Origin of the sequence: Kitasatospora sp. NPDC059795 (assembly GCF_042732175.1) — a bacterium.
Classification (GTDB): Bacteria; Actinomycetota; Actinomycetes; order Streptomycetales; family Streptomycetaceae; genus Kitasatospora.
In genome coordinates, this window is the sequence record NZ_JBHWID010000013.1 from 61,338 (window position 1) to 79,376 (window position 18,039).

The 18,039-nt window shown below is 74.7% G+C and carries 20 protein-coding genes; 6 read left to right on the forward strand and 14 right to left on the reverse strand.

Features of this window, described 5'->3' with window-relative positions; all coding sequences use genetic code 11:
• Positions 1-30: 30 nt before the first annotated feature.
• The 9 genes from ACFV4P_RS24945 to ACFV4P_RS24985 all read right to left on the reverse strand — a co-directional run bounded on the left by ACFV4P_RS24945 (position 31) and on the right by ACFV4P_RS24985 (position 10,116).
• Complete coding sequence (locus tag ACFV4P_RS24945; protein ID WP_380474651.1) at positions 31-843, reverse strand: HAD family hydrolase; 813 nt, start codon at positions 841-843, stop codon at positions 31-33.
• Positions 844-917: 74 nt separating this feature from the next.
• Positions 918-2,195, reverse strand: coding sequence for a serine--tRNA ligase (serS, locus tag ACFV4P_RS24950; RefSeq protein ID WP_380474653.1), 1,278 nt, complete (start codon positions 2,193-2,195; stop codon positions 918-920).
• Positions 2,196-2,870: 675 nt separating this feature from the next.
• Positions 2,871-3,806: a prephenate dehydratase gene (pheA, locus tag ACFV4P_RS24955; protein ID WP_380474655.1), complete on the reverse strand. Its 936-nt coding sequence runs from the start codon at positions 3,804-3,806 to the stop codon at positions 2,871-2,873.
• Between the two features lie 118 nt (positions 3,807-3,924).
• A complete protein-coding gene (gene efeB / locus ACFV4P_RS24960; protein ID WP_380474657.1) occupies positions 3,925-5,133 on the reverse strand; it encodes an iron uptake transporter deferrochelatase/peroxidase subunit in 1,209 nt (402 codons plus the stop codon).
• The gene (locus ACFV4P_RS24965) at positions 5,130-7,190 is read right to left on the reverse strand and encodes a FixH family protein (RefSeq protein ID WP_380474659.1); all 2,061 of its coding nucleotides are present in this window, start codon (positions 7,188-7,190) and stop codon (positions 5,130-5,132) included. The genes efeB and ACFV4P_RS24965 overlap by 4 nt, the downstream gene beginning before the upstream one ends.
• A 10-nt stretch (positions 7,191-7,200) precedes the next feature.
• Positions 7,201-7,674 (reverse strand): copper chaperone PCu(A)C, encoded by a 474-nt coding sequence (locus tag ACFV4P_RS24970; RefSeq protein WP_380474660.1) that lies wholly within the window; start codon positions 7,672-7,674, stop codon positions 7,201-7,203.
• Positions 7,671-8,354, reverse strand: a complete 684-nt coding sequence (locus tag ACFV4P_RS24975) for an SCO family protein (protein WP_380474662.1) — start codon at positions 8,352-8,354, stop codon at positions 7,671-7,673. The genes ACFV4P_RS24970 and ACFV4P_RS24975 overlap by 4 nt, the downstream gene beginning before the upstream one ends.
• 80 nt (positions 8,355-8,434) lie before the next feature.
• On the reverse strand, positions 8,435-9,154 hold the full coding sequence (locus tag ACFV4P_RS24980) for a YcnI family protein (RefSeq protein WP_073817922.1): 720 nt from the start codon (positions 9,152-9,154) through the stop codon (positions 8,435-8,437).
• Positions 9,155-9,291: 137 nt separating this feature from the next.
• The gene (locus ACFV4P_RS24985) at positions 9,292-10,116 is read right to left on the reverse strand and encodes a hypothetical protein (RefSeq protein WP_380474664.1); all 825 of its coding nucleotides are present in this window, start codon (positions 10,114-10,116) and stop codon (positions 9,292-9,294) included.
• 230 nt (positions 10,117-10,346) lie between these two features.
• Between ACFV4P_RS24985 and ACFV4P_RS24990 the strand changes: the two genes are divergently transcribed.
• The 4 genes from ACFV4P_RS24990 to ACFV4P_RS25005 all read left to right on the forward strand — a co-directional run bounded on the left by ACFV4P_RS24990 (position 10,347) and on the right by ACFV4P_RS25005 (position 13,123).
• Positions 10,347-11,009, forward strand: a complete 663-nt coding sequence (locus tag ACFV4P_RS24990; protein ID WP_380474666.1) for an ATP-binding protein — start codon at positions 10,347-10,349, stop codon at positions 11,007-11,009.
• 91 nt (positions 11,010-11,100) lie between these two features.
• Complete coding sequence (locus ACFV4P_RS24995; protein WP_380474667.1) at positions 11,101-12,339, forward strand: MFS transporter; 1,239 nt, start codon at positions 11,101-11,103, stop codon at positions 12,337-12,339.
• A 104-nt stretch (positions 12,340-12,443) separates the two neighbouring features.
• The gene (locus ACFV4P_RS25000; RefSeq protein ID WP_380474942.1) at positions 12,444-12,833 is read left to right on the forward strand and encodes a YciI family protein; all 390 of its coding nucleotides are present in this window, start codon (positions 12,444-12,446) and stop codon (positions 12,831-12,833) included.
• Between the two features lie 56 nt (positions 12,834-12,889).
• Entirely contained in the window at positions 12,890-13,123 is a 234-nt protein-coding gene (locus ACFV4P_RS25005) for a hypothetical protein (protein WP_083647500.1), read from the forward strand.
• 66 nt (positions 13,124-13,189) lie between these two features.
• Here ACFV4P_RS25005 and ACFV4P_RS25010 read toward each other — a convergent pair whose 3' ends face one another.
• Entirely contained in the window at positions 13,190-13,432 is a 243-nt protein-coding gene (locus ACFV4P_RS25010) for a DUF5302 domain-containing protein (RefSeq protein ID WP_380474669.1), read from the reverse strand.
• Positions 13,433-13,507: 75 nt separating this feature from the next.
• Positions 13,508-13,642, reverse strand: a complete 135-nt coding sequence (locus tag ACFV4P_RS25015) for a hypothetical protein (protein WP_274537009.1) — start codon at positions 13,640-13,642, stop codon at positions 13,508-13,510.
• Between the two features lie 136 nt (positions 13,643-13,778).
• Here ACFV4P_RS25015 and ACFV4P_RS25020 point away from each other — a divergent pair, with 136 nt between their 5' ends.
• Positions 13,779-14,600 carry an integrase gene (locus tag ACFV4P_RS25020; protein ID WP_380474671.1) on the forward strand — a complete coding sequence of 274 codons (822 nt, stop codon included), beginning with the start codon at positions 13,779-13,781 and terminating at the stop codon, positions 14,598-14,600.
• A 6-nt stretch (positions 14,601-14,606) separates the two neighbouring features.
• On the opposite strand, the gene ACFV4P_RS25025 is transcribed toward ACFV4P_RS25020, so the two are convergent.
• Positions 14,607-15,158 (reverse strand): 1,4-alpha-glucan branching protein, encoded by a 552-nt coding sequence (locus ACFV4P_RS25025; RefSeq protein WP_380474673.1) that lies wholly within the window; start codon positions 15,156-15,158, stop codon positions 14,607-14,609.
• Between the two features lie 210 nt (positions 15,159-15,368).
• Here ACFV4P_RS25025 and ACFV4P_RS25030 point away from each other — a divergent pair, with 210 nt between their 5' ends.
• Positions 15,369-15,848 carry a ricin-type beta-trefoil lectin domain protein gene (locus tag ACFV4P_RS25030; RefSeq protein WP_380474675.1) on the forward strand — a complete coding sequence of 160 codons (480 nt, stop codon included), beginning with the start codon at positions 15,369-15,371 and terminating at the stop codon, positions 15,846-15,848.
• A gap of 119 nt (positions 15,849-15,967) precedes the next feature.
• Here the strand turns inward: ACFV4P_RS25030 and ACFV4P_RS25035 are convergent, their stop codons facing one another.
• Positions 15,968-17,161 (reverse strand): hypothetical protein, encoded by a 1,194-nt coding sequence (locus ACFV4P_RS25035; RefSeq protein WP_380474677.1) that lies wholly within the window; start codon positions 17,159-17,161, stop codon positions 15,968-15,970.
• The gene (locus tag ACFV4P_RS25040) at positions 17,158-18,030 is read right to left on the reverse strand and encodes a hypothetical protein (protein ID WP_380474679.1); all 873 of its coding nucleotides are present in this window, start codon (positions 18,028-18,030) and stop codon (positions 17,158-17,160) included. Before ACFV4P_RS25040 ends, ACFV4P_RS25035 begins: the two co-directional genes overlap by 4 nt.
• Positions 18,031-18,039: the final 9 nt, after the last annotated feature.

Here is an 18,039-nt window from a genome sequence, read left to right on the forward strand (position 1 = left end):
GGTGGCGCTTTCGCCGCTCTCTCGGAGGGATCAGAGGCCGAACACCCGGTCCAGCACCACCGCGACCCCGTCCTCGTCGTTGGAGACCGTCACCTCGTCGGCGACCGCCAGCAGCTCGCGGTGGGCGTTGCCCATCGCCACGCCGTGCGCGGCCCAGCGGAACATCGGTATGTCGTTCGGCATGTCGCCGAACGCGATCGTCCCGGCGGCGGTGACGCCCAGCCGGCGCGCCGCCAGGGACAGGCCGGTCGCCTTGGTCAGGCCCAGCGGCAGCAGCTCGACGATGCCGTCGCCCGCCATCACCACGCCCACCAGCCGGCCGGCCACCGAGCGGGCGGCGTCGGCCAGTTGATCGTCCGTCAACTCGGGGTGCTGGATGTACAGCTTGCTGACCGGCGCGGTCAGCAGCTGCTCCGGGGCGACCTCGCGCACCGGCAGTCCGGTGGCGATCCGCAGCTGGAACCCGGGCCCCGTGACGACCTCGCCGTCCAGACCGTCCTGGTTGGCGGCGACCGCCACCGGACCGACCTCGGCCTCGATCGCGGCGAGCGCCAGCGCGGCCAGCTGCCGGTCCAGGGTGACCGAGGTGAGCAGCTTGTGCGCGCCCGCGTCGTACACCTGCGCGCCCTGCCCGCAGACCGCGATCCCGGTGTAGCCGATCTCGTCCAGCACCGGCTTCGTCCAGCCCGCCGAGCGGCCGGTGACGATGATGTGCTGCGCCCCGAGCGCCGTGACGGCGGCCAGGGCCTCCAGGGTGCGGGCGGAGACCTTCTCGGCGCTGGTGAGCAGCGTCCCGTCCAGATCGGTGGCGACCAGCCGGTAGGGCAGGGCGTCGGTGCTCATGCGCGAAGTGCTCCAGATGCTCCGGGACGGACGGACGGACGGGCGGGCGGGCGGGCGGGCGGACGGACGGGCGGTTACTTGGCCGCGGGCTCCAACACGGCCTTCCCGCCGAGGAACGGCCGCAGCGCCTCGGGCAGGACCACCGAGCCGTCCGCCTGCTGGTGGTTCTCCAGCAGCGCGACGATGACCCGGGGCACGGCCACCAGGGTGCCGTTGAGGGTGGCGACCGGGCGGACGCCGTCCTTGTCGCGCATCCGGATGGAGAGCCGGCGGGCCTGGTACTCGGTGGTGTTGGAGGTCGAGGTGACCTCGCGGTACTTGCCCTGGGTGGGGATCCACGCCTCGATGTCGAACTTGCGGGCGGCGGACGCGCCGAGGTCGCCGGAGGCGACGTCGATCACCCGGTAGGGCAGCTCCAGCGCGTTCAGGAAGTCCTTCTCCCACTGGAGCAGGCGGCGGTGCTCGGCCTCGGCGTCCTCGGGGGTGGTGAAGACGAACATCTCCACCTTCTCGAACTGGTGGACCCGGATGATGCCGCGGGTGTCCTTGCCGTAGGTGCCGGCCTCGCGGCGGAAGCAGGACGAGAAGCCCGCGTACCGCATCGGCAGCTTCTCGCCGTCCAGGATCTCGTCCATGTGGTAGGCGGCCAGCGGGACTTCACTGGTGCCGACCAGGTAGCGGTCGTCGTCCTCGAGGTAGTAGACGTTCTCGGCGGCCTGGCCGAGGAAGCCGGTGCCGTCCATCGCCGCGGGGCGGACCAGCGCCGGGGTGATCATCGGGGTGAAGCCGGCCGCGGAGGCCTGCGCCATCGCCATGTTGACCAGGGCCAGTTCGAGCAGCGCGCCCGGGCCGGTCAGGTAGTAGGAACGGGCGCCGGCCACCTTCGCGCCGCGCTCGGTGTCGATCGCGCCGAGCAGCTGGCCGAGTTCGACGTGGTCGCGGGGCTCGAAGCCCTCCGCGGCGAAGTCGCGCGGGGTGCCGATCTCCTCAAGGGTGACGAAGTCCTCCTCGCCGCCGACCGGGGCGGCCGGGTCGATCAGGTTCGCCAGCGCGCGCTGCAGCCGGTCGGCCTCCTCCTTCGCCTCGCTCTGCGCGGCGTCGGCGGCCTTCACCTCGGCGGCCAGCTCCTTGGTGCGGGCCAGCAGGGCGGCCTTCTCCTCGCCCTTGGCGGCGGCGACCTGCTTGCCCAGCTGCTTCTGCTCGCTGCGCAGTTCGTCGAAGCGGGTGCCGGCCGCGCGGCGGCGTTCGTCGGCGGAGAGCAGGGCGTCGACCAGGTCGACGTCCTCACCACGGGAGCGCTGCGAAGTGCGTACACGGTCCGGGTCTTCACGGAGCAGGCGAAGGTCGATCACGGATCAAGCCTACCGGCCGGGGCGGGGCCGGAATCCGGCCATAGCGAAGCTTCGGCCGGTATGTCGCGCTCTGTCCGGAAATCTGGCATCCTGCGCCCGGCCGCCGGAGCGAAGGTGCGGACGAACGCCCCGGGGCTGGGGATAACTCCCGCCGTCCTGTGGATAACTTCGGTGGAGAACCCTTTCGGCACCCGGTTGTCCACAGGCGTGAGGGTGGGCCTGTGGACAGGGGAAAACCAATGGTCCGCAGGCCATCGAACCGGTAATTCCGGGTTTCAAACCTTGATTCGGCTTCCCGAGTGAGGGAATTCGCTCGCTCGGACAGGTGATTTGTCGGTGGCGGGGTGACTCTGGTCCGATTAGTCCGCCCTATGCCCCTAGCTGATGATCCGACCAGGCCTGGGGGTGTCTTTACCGGTTTGTCGACTCACGCCCGCCCTGTGGATAACTTCGCCCGCCTGGGGACAACCGCCCCCTGTGGATGCCGGGCCGGTCCTGTGGATGAACCACCCCGCCCCGCACCGGCCCCCGACCGCCCCCGGTGAACGCCGGTCGGCCGGGCAGGTGACGTTCGGGCGTGTCGAAAATGAACGGAACGCGGCCCCGTTCGACCCCGTTACGGCCGGAATCGGGTTCTTGCGCCGCGGCTGCCGGAGAGTTCCTCCCGGGCCGGCGTCAGAGTTCGGCGCGGCCGTCCAGGCAGCGCGACAGCCAGTCCGCGGCATTCGCGAAATCCAGGTCCGAGGTGCCCTGCCGCAGCGGGGACGCGGCGCCCCGGTCCGCGCGCGGGTACGAGCCGAGGAAACGCACCTGCGGGCACATCCGCTTCAGGCCCGTCAGCGCCTCGCTGACCCGCCGCTCGCTCAGGTGCCCCTCGCAGTCGATCAGGAAGCAGTAGCTGCCCATGCCCTCGCCGGTCGGCCGGGACTCGATCCGCATCAGGTTGATCCCGCGCACCGCGAACTCCTGCAGCAGCTCCAGCAGCGCACCCGGGTGGTCGTCCGGCAGCCAGACCACCATCGAGGTCTTGTCCCAGCCGGTCGCCGAGGACACCCGCCCCGGCCGGCCCACCAGCACGAACCGGGTGGTCGGCGCCGCCGCGTCCTGGATCTCGTCCGACAGCACCTCCAGCCCGTACAGCTCGGCCGCGAACGACCCCGCGACCGAGGCGTCGTAGCGGCCCTCCTGGACCAGCCGGGCGCCCTCCGCGTTGGACGCCGCCGACTCCCACTGCGCGTCCGGCAGGTTCGCCGCCAGCCAGTGCCGCACCTGCGGCTGCGCCACCGGATGCCCGGTGACGGTCTTCACGTCGCCCGGCGCGGTGCCCGGGCGGACCATCAGCGCGAACGAGATCGGCAGCAGCACCTCGCGGTAGATCATCAGCGCGCTGCCGTTGATCAGCTCGTCGCTGGTGGTGGTGACCGCGCCGTCCACCGAGTTCTCGATCGCCACCATCGCGCCCGCGGCCTCGCCCGCCCGCACCGCGTCCAGCGCCGCCGACACCGACGCCAGCGGCGTCAACTCCCGCGTCCCCGACTCCGGCAGCGTCCGCAGCGCGGCCTCCGTGAAGGTGCCCGCGGGCCCGAGATAGGTGTAACGGGTCGCCGACATGACCGCCTCCGAACGAACAGCGTGATGGGTGATGCGAACTGCGCGGGCAGCTGCGGGCCCGGTCTGCCACCTTAGCCACTTCCGGGGCCCCGCCGTGCGGCCGTCCGGCCGCCGAACGTCAGCCTTCGAGCAGCGGCTGCCCCACGTACCCGCCCTCCGGCGCGCCCGGCGGCACCGCGAACAGCGCGCCCGCCTCGTGCCGCAGGAAGCGGGACAGGCCGTCGCCGCGCGCCAGCCGCTGCTGCACGGGGACGAAGCCGCGCGCCGGGTCGGCCTGGAACGCGGCGAACAGCAGGCCCGCGTCGGGCGAGCCGTCCGCCGACAGGCCGTCGTGGAACGAGAACCCGCGGCGCAGCATCGCCGCCCCGCCGTTGGAGGCGGGCGCGGCCACCCGGACGTGCGCGTCCGGGGCGATCGCCAGCACGCCGTCCGGGCCGGTCGCCGCCAGGTCGACGGGGGTGCGCTCGCCCGCGTCCGGGCCGCCCGAGAGCGGGGCGCCGTCGCTCTTGCGGCGCCCCACCAGGCGTTCCTGACGGTCCGCCGGCAGCGACTCCCAGTCGTCCAGCAGCATCCGGATCCGGCGCAGCACCGCGTAACTGCCGCCCGCCATCCAGTCGGGACCGGTGGCGAACACCTTCGCGGCGAAGTCGCCGTCCTGCGGGCGCGGATTGTTGGTGCCGTCGACCTGGCCCATCAGGTTGCGGCCGGTCATCGGCTGCGGCGTCGTGCCGGGCGTGCGGGCGAAGCCCGACATCTGCCAGCGCGGCGCGGCCACCCCGGCGGACAGCCGGTGCAGCACCCGCAGCGCGTGCACCGCGACCAGCGCGTCGTCCGCGCCGATCTGCACCCACAGGTCGCCGTCCGAGCGGGCCGGGTCGAGCGCGTCGCCGGGGAAGGCGGGCAGCGCGGCGAGCGCGGGCGGGCGGCGGTCGGCCAGGCCCAGCTTGTCGAACAGGCTCGCGCCGAAGCCGAAGGTGACGGTCAGCGAGCTCGGGCCGGCGTCCAGCGCGATCCCGTCGCCGCCGTCCCCGCCCGGCTCGCCGACGGCCATCCGGGCCGCGGCCGCCGACCAGTCCCGCAGCAGCCCCGCCGCCCGATCCCGCCCGGCCCCGGCGACCAGGTCGAACGCCGTCCACTCGACGCGGGCCTGCGCGGGCTCCACGATGCCGCCCTGCCGGGGCCCGTGGAACGCCACCCGGCGCTGCCCGGGCAGCGCCGCGGCCTCCTCCCGTGCGGTGGCGCGCCCGCCCCACACCCCGCCGACGGCGCCCACGGCCAGCCCGGCCCCGGCCCCGCCGAGCACCGCCCGCCGGGACACCGCCGTCACTGGCCGACCTTCAACTGCTGGGTGGCCGTCACCTGGTCGATGTCGGAGGAGCGGACGGTCACCGAGACCACCCACTCCCCGGCCAGCGGCAGCTGCGCGGTGCCGCTCCAGGCACCGGTGCCCTCGGACTGCAGGGTCACCGGCAGCGGGCCGAGATCGCGGTCGGGCAGCGTGAACGCCAACTGCACCTCGGGCACCTCGACCGGCTTCCCGGCCGCGTCGGTGAGCTTCAGCGTGACGGCGTTCGGGCCGGTGCCCACCGGGTTGACGCCGACGACGGCGGTGCCCTTGGCGTTCGGGGTGCGGCCGCCGGTGTCGTACGGCAGCTTCAGCTCCAGCGTCTTCCCGGGCACCGCGGACGCCCCCGCCACCGGTGCGCCGCCGCCCGCGCCCGGCTGCGCGGCGATCGCCTGGGCGACCCGCCCGGGCGGGGAGTTGGTGAGCATCGTGGTGACCACCAGCACCAGCACGGCGACGGTCGTCTCCACCAGCACGCTGCGCCGCAGCCCCGCCCGCACGGGTGAACCGTCGGCGGTGCGCCGCTGCTTCGCCTCGGCCAGCACCGCCTGCTGACGGGCGAGCTGCGCGGCCCGCTCCGGGTCGGCGTCCGCGCCAGCCGCGCGGTCGGCGGTGGCGAGCGCCGGCACCGACTCCGGCACGGCGGCCGTCTCGTCGGCGGTCCGCAGCCGGGCCGTCCAGGCCCGGGAGATCCAGGCGACGCCGAGCATCGCCGCCACACAGCCGACCTTGATCAGCAGCAGCCGTCCGTACTCGGTGTTCACCAGCGCGCCCCAGCTGCCCAGGCCCCGCCACGACTGGTACACGCCGGAGACGGCGAGCACCGCGACCAGCCAGAACGCCAGCTTGGAGAACCGTTCGACGGCGGCCGCGGGCAGGCCGTGGCGCAGACCGGTGACCAGCACGGCGAGGCCGCCGAGCCAGCCCGCCATGGCGAGCAGGTGCAGCGCGGCCAGCGGCAGCGCCAGCGGGACCTGGATGCCCACCGAGGAGTGGTCGGCGCCGACCCAGGTCGCCGACAGCGCGATCGCCAGGGCGAGCCCGGCCAGGCCCAGCCCGAGCCGGGTGTCGCGCTGCGGCCGTTCGGCGGCGGCCCGCTCCAGTCGGCGCAGCTCCGCGTCCTCCGTGTCCTCCGTGTCCTCCGCGTCCGACTCCGAATCCGCATCCGTCCCGGAGTCCGGCGCGGGCGCGGCGGGCTTCGGCTGCAGCCCCAACTGGCCGACCAGCAGCGACAGGAAGACCCCGGCGGCGGCGAGCAGCAGCAGGCGGGCGGCGAGCGCGGTGCCGATCCGCTCGTCCAGGGTGGCGCGCACCAGCGACAGGTCGAAGGCCTGGCCGAGCCCGGTGCCGCGCTCGTACGGGCCGCGCAGCATCAGCACCGCGACGGTGGACAGCAGCAGCGCGACCCACCCGCTCATCAGCAGCCGCTGCACGCCGCGGACGGCCGCGCCGCCCGGCCACACCACGATCACGAACGCGGCGGCGCCGGCCAGCAGCGCGAACGCGCCGTAGGCGACGGTGCGGGCGGTGCCGTAGGCGAAGCCCACCGCGCCGTCCGCCTTGGCGCCCTGCACGGCGGAGGCGTTCACGGTGGTGTCGGAGGGCGCGCCGATGGAGAAGGTGAACGCGCCGCCGATCGGGTGCGAGTCCTCCGAGACGGCCCGCCACGCCACCGTGTAGGTGCCGTTGTCGAGGCCCTGCCGGAGCGTCACCCGGGCGGTGGCGGACTTGCCGTCCACGTGGTCGGGCCGGCCCTCGTCGACGGCGGCGCCGCGCGGGTCGAGCACCCGCACCGAGTCCGCGGACAGCGACACGCCCTCGCTGAAGGTCAGCGTCACCGCGGCGGGCGCGGTCGGCACGACCGAGCCCTGCGCCGGGTCGGTGCCCTCCAGGGTGGCGTGCGCGGACGCCGCCGTCGCCCCGCCGAGCACCAGGGCGAGCGCTGCCACCAGCACCGCCAGCAGCGCGCCCAGCCGTCTCCGTCCCGCCGCCGTGATCACCTGTGCGCCTCTTCTCGTCGCCACGCCGTCTGCTGCCATCGCCGGGACCCTAGCTTCCCGGTCGGTACGTCAAGGGCTTCACCGGAACCTTGACCACCACGGTGCCCGCCTTGGCGAACTCCAGGTCCAGTTCCAGCTCGTCGCCGAGGGCGGGCTGCTTCGACCAGTCCATGATCATCAGGTGGTTGCCGCCGCGCGCCAGGTCCAGACTCCCGTGCGCGGGCACCTCCAGCGCGCCGACCTCCTCCATGGTCTGCTCGGTGGAGCGGTGCATGGTCACCGACCCGGCGCCCGGGCTGGTCACCTTCACCAACTGGTCCGCGCCGCCGTCGTTGCGCACCGTCAGGTAGCCCGCGCCCATCCCGCCGGGAGTGGCGGGCAGCGGTATGTACGGGTCGGCCACCGACAGCTTCGGTGCGGCCGAACCGCCCGAGGACTGGCAGGCCACCACCGCGGTGCCCGCCGCCAGCACGGTCGCCAGACCGGCCCCGATCAGCGCGCTGCGCCGGAACCCGCGGCTCACACCGCCACCCCCTGGGCGAGCAGCTCCAGGTCGTGCCGGTAGGTGTCCGTCGTGGTACCGGCCATGTACAGCAGGTGCGCCTTGTCGTCGCCGGGCAGGAACGCCAGCACCTGCGCGCCGTGCGTGGAGGTCACCGAGCCGTTCGCGGCGACCACCGGGTCCTCGACCATGATGCCGAGCGGCTTGGCGGCGGCCTTCACCTTCGCCAGGTCGCCGGTCAGCCCGATGAAGTCCTTGCCCATCGAGTCCAGCCAGGTCCGCAGCACCTGCGGGGTGTCGCGCTCCGGGTCGGTGGAGACGAACACGATGTCGATCTTCTGCCGCTGCTCCGGCGTCAGCTTCGCCATCGCGACCCCGATGTCGCCCATGGTGGTCGGGCAGACGTCCGGGCAGCTGGTGTAGCCGAAGAACAGCAGCACCGTCCGCCCGGCGGTGCGCGCCTTCAGGTCGTACGGCTGCCCGGAGGTGTCGTTCAGCACGAGGTCCGGCTTGTCGAAGTGCTTGCTGAGCACGGTGCCCCGGTACTGGCTGGACGAAGACGTCTTGCTGACCTTCGCCGCCCCACTGCTCTCCCCGCCGCCCGAGGAGGACGAGGAACAGGCGGACAGCGCGAGCGTGGCGCCGAGGACGAGGGCGGCGGCCGACAGGAGCCGGGGCCGGGTGCTGCGGAGGGGTGCCAAGGGACTTTCCGTTCCGTACGGGATGCGGGGAGAGCGGTCTGTCGGGCGGGGCCGCGCAGTGCGGCCCCGCCCGACGGGGATCAGTTCGCGGAGCGGCGGCGCAGCCCGGCCACGCCGAGCGCCGCGCCGATCACGCCGACCACGATGCCGACCACGCCCAGGGTGCGGGCGGCGGAGTCGGAGGACTTCGCGGCGGGCGCGGCGGCGTCGGCGGACTTCGCGGAGGTGTCCGCCGAGTGGTGGTCACCGGCCGCGTCGGCCTTGGCCAGGCTCAGCACCGGCGCGGGCTTGGCCGGCTCCGGCTGGCCGTCCTTGCTCTCCTCGATCCAGCGGACCACGTCGCCGTTGTCGTACGTCTGCAGCGCCTTGAAGGTCAGCTTGTCGGTGTCGGTGGGCAGCGCGCCCAGCGAGACCTTGAACTCCTGGAACTGCCCGGGCGCGATCTTGGTGCCGGCGTCCGCAGTCCAGGTGATCTTGGAGACGGCCTCGGTGATCTGCTGGCCGTGCGAGTCCAGCGGCTTGTCGAGCTTCGACTTCTCCAGGCTGGCCGTCCACCCCGGCAGCGGCTGGGTGCGCACCGACGCCAGCGGGTGGTCCAGCGGCAGGCTGACCTCCAGCTTCACGGTGGACGCGGTGTCGCTCTCGTTCGGCACCCGGAACGCCACGGCCGTGTACCCGCCCTGCTGGGCGCTGCCCGGCTGGACGGAGACGTGCGCGAACGCCGGAACGGCGGACGCCAGCAGGGCGCCGGCCGCCACCACGAGCGCGCCGACGGAACGACGGGCGGAGAGGGAACGCATCAGGGGACTCCTGGGGAGAGTGGCCGCGCGACAGCGCGCGACAGAAAGGGGAGGTGGGGACTCGACCGGCCCGGTCGGTACAACGCGGGCACGGCGGCAGCGGTGCGCGCCGAACCCCGACCCTCTCCGGGCCCGGCTCAGCGCGCGAACGCCACCGCGGGCGGTCCCCTGCGCAGCACGCAGTGCCGCAGCGCCGCCGCCACCGGCAGCGGCCAGTCCTCCGGACGCCCGGCCCGCCTCGTCGGCGCCGGGCGCTCCCCGCCCAGCAGCAGCGCCACCAGCAGCGCCACCGCCGTCCGCAGCGGCGCGGCCCACTCCCGGGCGGTCAGCGCCGCCGTGCGCACCAGCCGCCACAGCGCGGCCTCGCCGCGCCGCAGCCACCAGCCCGCGACCACGGCCGCCGCCAGGTGCGCCAGCACCATGCCGGACGTCAGACCCAGCCCGCCGACCGCGTGCGGCGCCACCGTCGCGAACGCCTGCGGGTCCAGGCCCGCCGCGCTCACCACCTGGTCCGCCGTGGTGTCCACCGGGACGACCGTCAGACCGTCACCGGGCGTGTCGTTGCACAGCAGCCGACCCGCCGCGGACACCAGCGCGTCCGACCCGCCGTTTCCGGCCATTCCCGGATGCGCCGTCGCCGCGCCGCCGCCCAGGCCCTCGCCGAAGCGGTGGAAGAGCAGGTGCAGGCCCAGCTGACCGACGCCCAGCGCCGCCGCGATCGATCCCAGCGAGCGCTCCCGCCCGCCGAGCAGCGCCGCCGCCGCGCACACCGCGGCGAAACCCGCCGCCAGCGTGTCCGGCGCCACCGCGCCGCCCGCCCGGGCGTGCCCGAAGGCCGCCACCAGCGTGCACACCAGCGCGAACGGCACCGCGCGCAGCACCCGCAGATCCCAGGCGGCCGCCGCGGCCCGCGCGGCGGGCAGGGCGGCGCCCCGGCGGGCGGCGGCGGTCGGGTCAGTCATGGCCGGGCCATCATCTCACCGCCTACGCGGACGCCCGGGGCAGGCCCCGGAACCCGCTCGAAATGGCCGGAACCCGACCGGCGCACACACCCGCCCACGCGCCGATCGGCACACCGGACCGGGGCAGTCCATCCGCCGAACGGGCGGTACCGGCGCGTGCGGACGGTTCACCGCGCGCCGCCGAGGAGATAGCTAGTTGTATGTGGAGCCGCAGCCAGGAGGGATCTCCCGTGGACATCTGGTGGACTCTGCACCTCAAGCGCGACCCGGCGAGCGTGCCGCTCGCCCGCCGCATCCTGCTCGGCGCCATGGACTCCGCCGGAGTCGACCCGCAGGACGCCTTCGACCTCGGCCTCGCCCTCACCGAGGCCTGCGCCAACGCCGTCGAGCACGCCGGGCCCGGACACCTCGGCGACACCTTCCAGGTCACCGCCGCGCTCAGCGGCGACCGGCTGCGGATCGAGGTCGCCAACACCGGCCCCGCCCAGGGCGCGCCGGTCGCGTCCCGGCCCGGCCCGCGCCGCCGTCCCGCCGCTGCCTCCGCCCCCGGCTCCGCCGGGCACCCCGCGTCCGAGCGCCCCGCCGACCGGCCCGCGCCGCGCGCCCGCACCCGCCGCGGCCGGGCCTCCGTCCCCGCCCGGGTGCTGGCCACCCGCAGCCCCGCCGCCGACCGGCCCGCCCCCTACGACACCCACGTGCTGCCCGCGCTGCGCCCCGCCCTGCCGGCCGCCGACCCCGGCGCGCTGCCCGACCTGACCGCCGAGTCCGGCCGCGGCCTGTTCCTCATCCACGCGCTCGCCGACCACGTGCAGCTGCGCACCCACCCACAGCGCGGCGCCACCGTCAGCTTCGACAAGATCCTCACCGCGCCGCTGCTGCGCACCGCGTCCTGACGGCTCCGCAGGTCGAACCCTCGGTCCGAAACCCGCTGGTCACGCGCCCGGGTGCTCCGGTTATGGTCTAGTCCATTCACCGGAGGGGACCATGACCACCACTGCCGCGGAGCCGCTCTCCGCCCCCAGTCGCCCGCTGGCCCGGATGGGACAGGCCCTGCGCGGACGGGACTTCCGCATCTGGTTCGCCGGCCAGCTGATGTCCGCGTCCGGGGCCCTCGCCCAGGGCGTCGTGCTCTCCTGGATCGTCTACCGGCTCACCGGGGACGCCGTCTGGCTGACCGTGCTGACCGCCTGCACCTGGGGCCCCACGCTGCTGCTCGGACCGTGGGCCGGCGCCGTCGTCGACCGCTCCGACCGGCGCCGCCTGCTGATGGTCACCCAGACCCTGATGCTGCTGCTCGGCCTCGCGCTGGCCGTCACCACCGCCATGTTCGGCCCGCGACTGTGGCTGCTGCTGGCCCTCGCCACCTGCACCGGACTGGTCGCCACCGTCGACGCCCCGGCCCGCCAGGTCTTCGTGGTCGACCTGGTCGGCCCCGGGGCGGTCGCCAGCGCCGTCGGCCTGTGGGAGGTGGCGCTCAACGCCTCCCGGGTGATCGGCCCCGGCGTGGCCGGCGCGCTGCTGAACTTCGGCGGGCCGTCCTGGGCGTTCGCCTTCAACGCGCTCGGCTACCTCGCGCCGCTGATCGCGCTGGGCAGGCTGCACCCGCCCGCCCCCGTCGAGCGCCCCGCCGGGGGCCGGCCGCCGAAGACCGGCGCCCGCGACGGCCTCGCCTACGCCTGGCGCTCGCCGCTCGTCCGCGGCCTGCTGCCGATGTCCGCCGCCAGCGGCCTGGTCTTCGCGATGAACCTGACCGTCCCGCCGCTGGTCGACCGCTCGCTGCACCTCGGCCCCGGCGGGTACGGCCTGCTGATGGCCGCGTTCGGCCTCGGCGGCCTGCCCGGCGCGCTGCTCGCCGCGTCCGCGCCCGAGCCGACGCCGCGCCGGGTGCGCCGGCTGGCGGTGGCCACCTCGGTCGCGGTGCTGGCCACCGCGCTGGCGCCGAACGCCGTCCTCGCGGTCCTCGGCATGGCCGCCGTCGGCGTCGCCTCGATCTGGTTCATCGCCACCGCCAACACCCTCGCCCAGCTGCGCTCCGCCCCGGAGATGCGCGGACGGGTGATGTCGCTGTGGGGCAGCGCGATGACCGGCACCCTCCCGTTCACCGGGCTCGCCGTCACCTTCGTCGCCCAGCACGTCGGCGCCCGGACCGGCTTCTCGCTGGCCGGCGCGGCGCTGCTGCTGACCACCCTGGCCGCATGGCGGGCGCTGCGGCCCGCGGTGTGACCGGAGGGGCCCGGCGCGGTGTCGAGAACCGCGCCACGGCTCCGTCCCCGGGACGATGGGGGCGAGAACGCCCGCACCGAGAGGAGCCGTCCGCCGTGACGCACATGCTGCAGATGCACTTCAGCCAGTCGCAGAGCGACATCCCGCCGATCCCCGACTGGGACCCGGCAGCGACCGCCGCGCACATCGCCTTCATGCGCCGCTCGGTCGCCGAGCTCACCGCCAGCGGCGAACTCGTCGAGGCCAAGGGCCTGGCGCTGCCCGACACGGCGCGGATCGTCCGGGCCGGCGAGGGCGGGCCGGACGTCGTCGACGGGCCGTTCCCGGCGGAGAAGGAGTTCCTGTTCGGCTGGTGGATCGTCGACTGCGCGACCGACGAGCGGGTGCTGGAGATCGCCGCCGCGCTGTCCGCCGCACCCGGGCACGACGGCCGGCCGATGAACATGCCGATCGAGGTCCGCGAGCTGCTGTCGGAACCCCCGGTGCGGCCCTGACCCCACTGCGGGCGCGCGAATTGCCGGGAATGTCCGGTCGGCGGACGATGGTGATCATGATGCATCAGATGCGCGCCGAGACCGGCCCCGGCGGCGCCACGGACTCCGTGGTCAGCTGGCACATCGTCCGCGACGCGGACCTCACCGCCCTGTGCGGCAAGACGCTCGACCCCGCCGCGCCCGTCCAGGACGCCACCCACTGGACCCGCGACCCCGACCACAACTGCCACACCTGCGGAGCGCTGTACCTCCGCGAGACCCCGTACCTCCCGGGCGAGCACCAGGACTGACCGGACGCCGAACGGCCGGCCCCCGCGCGGGGACCGGCCGTTCGGCACTGCGGTGGCGCGGGGCGCTCAGCCGCCGCTCTTGCGGCGGAAGGTGCGCTTGCCGCCGGCCGCGGCGGCGGTGCCGTGGACCTTCGAGTCGCTGCCGGGGCCGCCGCCGGCGCCCCGGTTCTTGCCGCCCTTGCGCTGCAGCGCGGCCAGGAACTTGGCCTTCTGGTCGTCCTGCCCGGTCGTCTCGGCGCCGGTGTCGGTGGTGGCGTCGGCCGCGGCCTCCGGCGCGGGCTCGGCTGCCGGGGCGGTGTCGCTGCTCATTGGGGACCTCCTGGACGGGTGGGAAGTGCTGGTGCACACCATCCCATGCCGAAAGGGGGCGGTGTCGGCCGACACTTAGCCCCGGTGGATCAGGCCGTGGTGGCGGTGCTGCCGCTCGTCGCGGTACTCCAGGCCGCCCATCATGAACAGCAGGGCGAGGGTCGGGAAGCCGAACGAGGCGATCACCAGGACGAAGAACTGCCAGACCATGGGACTCTCCTGTCGCGAAGCCTCGGCAAGTTGCCATATTTAGACCCATTATGTCCGAATCGCCGTGCGGGAGTGCCGAACAGCGGGCCGAACAGCCCCTGTTCGAACGGCGGGCGGCCGTCGCAGACTGAAGGGCATGCGGGTACAGCTGGCAGTCGACGCGCGCCGCCCGGACCGGGCCTGCGAGGACTTCGTGGTGGCCACGCCGGAGGCCCTGGTGCTGCTGGACGGCTCCAGCGCCCCGGACACCCTGGACTCCGGCTGCGGCCACGGCATCCCCTGGTACGTGCGCCGCCTCGGCGCGCACCTGGTCGCCCGGCTCACCGACCACCCCGACCGGGCCATGACCGACTGCCTGGCCGACGCCATCGCCGACACCGCCGCCCTGCACGGCGGCAGCTGCGACCTGGCCAACCCCAACACGCCCGCCGCCATGGTGGTCGCCGCCCGCCTGCGCGGCGACGCCCTGGAGTACCTGGCCCTCGGCGACTCCCTGCTGGTGCTGCACCCCAAGGCCGGACCGCCCCGCGTGATCGGCGACAACCAGCGCTTCCCCGGCGGCGAGGCGCTGCGCCGCCAGGTCTGGTCGACAGTCCCCGGCACCGTCGAACGCGCCGACCTCTACCTGCGGTACGCGATCGCCGTCCGCGCCGCCCGCAACACCGGCCACGGGCCGTGGATCGCCGCCACCACCCCCGAGGCCGCCCGGCACGCCGAGACCGGCGTCGTCGCCCGCGCCGACCTGCACGGGGTCGCCGCCCTCTCGGACGGCGCCGCCCGCTTCACGGACCGCCTGGGGCTGGGCAGTTGGGCCGACGCCGTCCGACTGCTCGCCGAGGCCGGCCCCGCCGAGCTGATCGCCCAGGTCCGTGCCGCGGAGCTTACCGACGCCGACTGCGTCCGCTGGCCCCGCGGCAAGGCCCACGACGACGCCGCGGCGCTCTATGCCCGGCTCTGACGGTCCTCAGGCGCCGGCCGTCAGGAACACCGCGCGGGCCGCCGAACCGTCCGGCGCGGTGTACCCGGCGACCACCTCGCCCGGAGCGGGCTCCCCGGCGGGGGTCAGCTCCCGGCGCAGCGTCACCGTCACCGCCGCACCCTCGGGCGCGGCCGCGACCGCGACGGTGTCGTCCACCGTGTCGCTCTCGTCCTGGTGCTGCGGCACCGCCCGGCCGGCCAGCAGTTCGGCGAACTGCGCGTGCGCCACCGGGTCCTGCTCGGCGTCGTAGAACCAGCGCGTGCCCAGCACGCCGTGCTCGGTGACGCCGATCAGCGCGCCCTCCGGCGCCCCCTCCAGCGGCGCGCCCCGGTACGCCATCGGGACCAGGTAGGCGGCCCGGTCGTCCGTCACCACGTACACCTCGATGCCCACCTCGCCCGCCGGGTCGTCCAGCCGGAACCCGCCGGCCCGGGCCAGCTCACCGCCGCCGGGACGGAACCAGTCCTGCTTCGGCAGCCACTCGGCCAGCATCTCCAACTTGCCCGGCGTGACAGTGGTCTGATGGATCATCGCCATCGTCGCCCTCCCTCTCGTGCGGTCCTTCGGTGGAGCTCAGCCTACGAATCCGGGCGCGTGCGGACTGCCCGTTCGGATGAACGCGGCGTGCGCTGCCGCCGGTCCGCGGTGCTCCGCTGCTAGAACTTGCCCTGCGCTCGGGTCCGAACCGGGCAAGCACCCCAGGGCCGCACGGTTTCGGGCGGCCTGTTGCGAGAACGGAACCGCCTCATGGCCATCGCTTTCCGCAAGACGCTCGCCATCGCCACCATGGGCCTGGCCGCCGCCCTCCTGCCGACCGTCGGGGCCGGCGCGGCCGACACCGGGCACGCCGCCACGCGCACCCCCGGCCGCTACTGCCTCGCCAACACCTGGGGTGCGCCGGACGTCTCCAGCAAGCCGTGCGACGCCAACGACAAGGGCCAGCACTGGAAGGTCTCGGGCGAGCAGATCGCGCTCTCCAACGCGTCCGGCTACTGTCTCGCCAACAAGTGGGGCGCCCCGGACGTCGCCAGCAAGCCGTGCGACCCGGGCGACCAGGGCCAGTACTGGAGCATCGCGGGCCAGCAGATCTCGCTGACCTTCGCCCCGGGCTACTGCCTCGCCAACACCTGGGGCAGTGCGACCGTCTCCAGCAAGCCGTGCGACGCCAACGACAAGGGCCAGCACTGGGTGGTCTTCAACGACCAGATCAGCCTCGCCCTCGCCTGACACACCGGCCCGCCGTCACGCCAACGCGCCGTCCCGCCCGGGCAGTTGACCGGGCGGGACGGCGTTCGTGCGGGCGGCGCGGGTGGCGCGGGCGGTGCGGGTGCTGGCGGGCCGGCGGGTCAGCGGGTCACGGAGAACGGCGTCGGCGGCAGCGGATCGCCGGCCGCGTCGGTGCCGTCGGGGTTGTCGATGCCGACGACGGTCAGTCGGCCTCCGGCCTCGACGACGCTGCGCGGCGTGCGGCCGCGGCCGCCGACGGACTGCGGGAGGTCGAGCGGCTTCCAGCCGCCGGGCGTCAGCCGGGCGCCGATCGGCTGGTAGGTGCGGCCGTTGTCGAGGCGGTAGCCCACGGTGGCCACGCCGTTGCCGGTGCGGGTGAGGCCGTACAGGTGGCCCGCGCCGATGCCGGTCTCCTGGTGCGTCCAGCCGGTGCCGTCGTCGTGCGCGACCAGGGTCTGCGGGTTGTGGTCCGGGCCCTCCTCGGTGCCGGAGGCCCAGACGTCGCCCGGGCCGATCGCGACCAGCTGGGTGAGCTCGCCGTAGCGGGAGTCCAGGTCCGGGGCGGCGACCCGGCTCCAGCTGTGGCCGTCGTAGTGCAGCAGCAGGGGACGCGTCCAGCCCTCGGGGGTGCCGATGGCGCCGGCGGCCCAGACGTCGGACGGGCCGGTGGCGGTCACCGCGTTGAGCGTCCAGTAGTCGGTGTCGAGCTCGGGGGTCGCCACCCGCTCCCAGCCGGTGCCGTTCCAGTGCTCGATCAGGCCGTAGAACGTCAGGAAGTCGTCCGGCTCGTAGGAGCCGACCGCCCACGCGTCGTCGGGGCCGTCGGCCGTCGCGATGCCGGTGAAGCCGGCCGCGAGCGTGTGCTCGGGGGCGGGGGCGTTCCGCACCTGCCATCGGCCGTCGCGGTAGTGGCCGACGGGGATGGTGGTGCCGTTGGCGGCCTTGTTGCCGGACACCCAGGCGCCCCCGACGCCGTCGCTGTCGACCGTGCGGGCGCCCAGGCCGTCGGGGAGGGCGATCTCGCGCCAGTTCGCGTCGCCGGTGCCCCGGGTGAAGGCCACCGGCACGGTGTAGGTGTTGCCCCTGCCCTCCCCGAACCGCCGGGAGCCGACGGCCAGTTCGGTGCGGCCGTCGATCCGGGCCGCGTCCAGGATGTTGGCGTTGCCGGCCGGGAAGGCGTCGGCGGTCCAGGGCCGGGCGCCGTGGCGGTCTGCGGCGGCGGTGTCGGCGGTGTCCTGGGCGCCGGCCGGCGAGACCGTCGCCAGCAGGGCGCCGGACAGCAGAACGGTCGTCAGAACGGTACGTCGCTTCACCGGTTCTCTCCCTCGTCGTAGGACTTCGGCTCTTCCTGCACCGGCTGCCGGTCGGCCTGCCGGATCAGGTCCAGGACCTGGGGCGTGCGGACGAACGCCGTCAGCTGATCGGCCGTCACCGGGGCCGAACTGCCCTTGCGTTCATGGGGGCTGACGCTGACGGCCACCGCGCTGCGGTCGAGGTGGAAGATCGCGTCGGTGATCACCGAGCCGTCGCTCTCGGGCTCGACCCGCACGACGACCGGCGTCCCGTCCGGCAGCTTCTCGTCGCGGCACGTCCCGCCCTTGGCCGTGTCGGCCGGTCGGCAGGTTCGCTGCGTCGTGTCGTTCGGGGCGGGGCTCACGGAGAACCGGATGAACCAGGTGCCGCCCTGCGGGGACGTCGCCAGGTAGCCCGACACGTCGTCGGCCACCAGCCGGATCTGCCCGACCTCCGGCGGCAGCAGGTCCTGCAGCGCGGCGGCCGTCGCCTGCCGGAACGCCTCGATCCGCTGCTGTTCGGCGTACGAGCCGCTGTCGGTCGGCGACGCGGACGGTGGTGCGGTGGTGGGGGAGAACGTGACGGTGGGGAAGACCCGCGGAGCCGGCGCGTCCCCCATCTGCACCACGCCGGTGCCCGGAACGCTCCCCACCCCGGGCACCACGGCCGCCAGCCCCGTCACCGCCAGCGCCGCCGTGCACGCCGCCGCCCCGCCGACCGCCAGCCGCGACCGCAGCCGCCGCCGGCGTCCGTCCCGCATCGCCCGGGCCGTCAGCCCGACCGGCTCGGTCAGGTCGTCGGTGAGCTCCTCCATGGCCTCTCTCATGAACAGCGCCTCCGGCGCCCGCTCCTGCACCTCGTACTCCTTCGTGTTCTCGGTCCGGTTCATCGGGGTTGT

Excerpts from the sequence above, each read along its gene's own strand:
- ACFV4P_RS24945 (WP_380474651.1), bottom strand. The coding sequence starts at position 843 with ATGAGCACCGACGCCCTGCCCTACCGGCTGGTCGCCACCGATCTGGAC.
- pheA (WP_380474655.1), bottom strand. The coding sequence starts at position 3,806 with ATGTCGGCGACCCGTTACACCTATCTCGGGCCCGCGGGCACCTTCACG.
- ACFV4P_RS24965 (WP_380474659.1), bottom strand. The coding sequence starts at position 7,190 with ATGGCAGCAGACGGCGTGGCGACGAGAAGAGGCGCACAGGTGATCACG.
- ACFV4P_RS24980 (WP_073817922.1), bottom strand. The coding sequence starts at position 9,154 with ATGCGTTCCCTCTCCGCCCGTCGTTCCGTCGGCGCGCTCGTGGTGGCG.
- ACFV4P_RS24985 (WP_380474664.1), bottom strand. The coding sequence starts at position 10,116 with ATGACTGACCCGACCGCCGCCGCCCGCCGGGGCGCCGCCCTGCCCGCC.
- ACFV4P_RS24995 (WP_380474667.1), top strand. The coding sequence starts at position 11,101 with ATGACCACCACTGCCGCGGAGCCGCTCTCCGCCCCCAGTCGCCCGCTG.
- ACFV4P_RS25000 (WP_380474942.1), top strand. The coding sequence starts at position 12,444 with ATGCTGCAGATGCACTTCAGCCAGTCGCAGAGCGACATCCCGCCGATC.
- ACFV4P_RS25005 (WP_083647500.1), top strand. The coding sequence starts at position 12,890 with ATGATGCATCAGATGCGCGCCGAGACCGGCCCCGGCGGCGCCACGGAC.
- ACFV4P_RS25010 (WP_380474669.1), bottom strand. The coding sequence starts at position 13,432 with ATGAGCAGCGACACCGCCCCGGCAGCCGAGCCCGCGCCGGAGGCCGCG.
- ACFV4P_RS25015 (WP_274537009.1), bottom strand. The coding sequence starts at position 13,642 with ATGGTCTGGCAGTTCTTCGTCCTGGTGATCGCCTCGTTCGGCTTCCCG.
- ACFV4P_RS25020 (WP_380474671.1), top strand. The coding sequence starts at position 13,779 with ATGCGGGTACAGCTGGCAGTCGACGCGCGCCGCCCGGACCGGGCCTGC.
- ACFV4P_RS25025 (WP_380474673.1), bottom strand. The coding sequence starts at position 15,158 with ATGGCGATGATCCATCAGACCACTGTCACGCCGGGCAAGTTGGAGATG.
- ACFV4P_RS25030 (WP_380474675.1), top strand. The coding sequence starts at position 15,369 with ATGGCCATCGCTTTCCGCAAGACGCTCGCCATCGCCACCATGGGCCTG.
- ACFV4P_RS25040 (WP_380474679.1), bottom strand. The coding sequence starts at position 18,030 with ATGAACCGGACCGAGAACACGAAGGAGTACGAGGTGCAGGAGCGGGCG.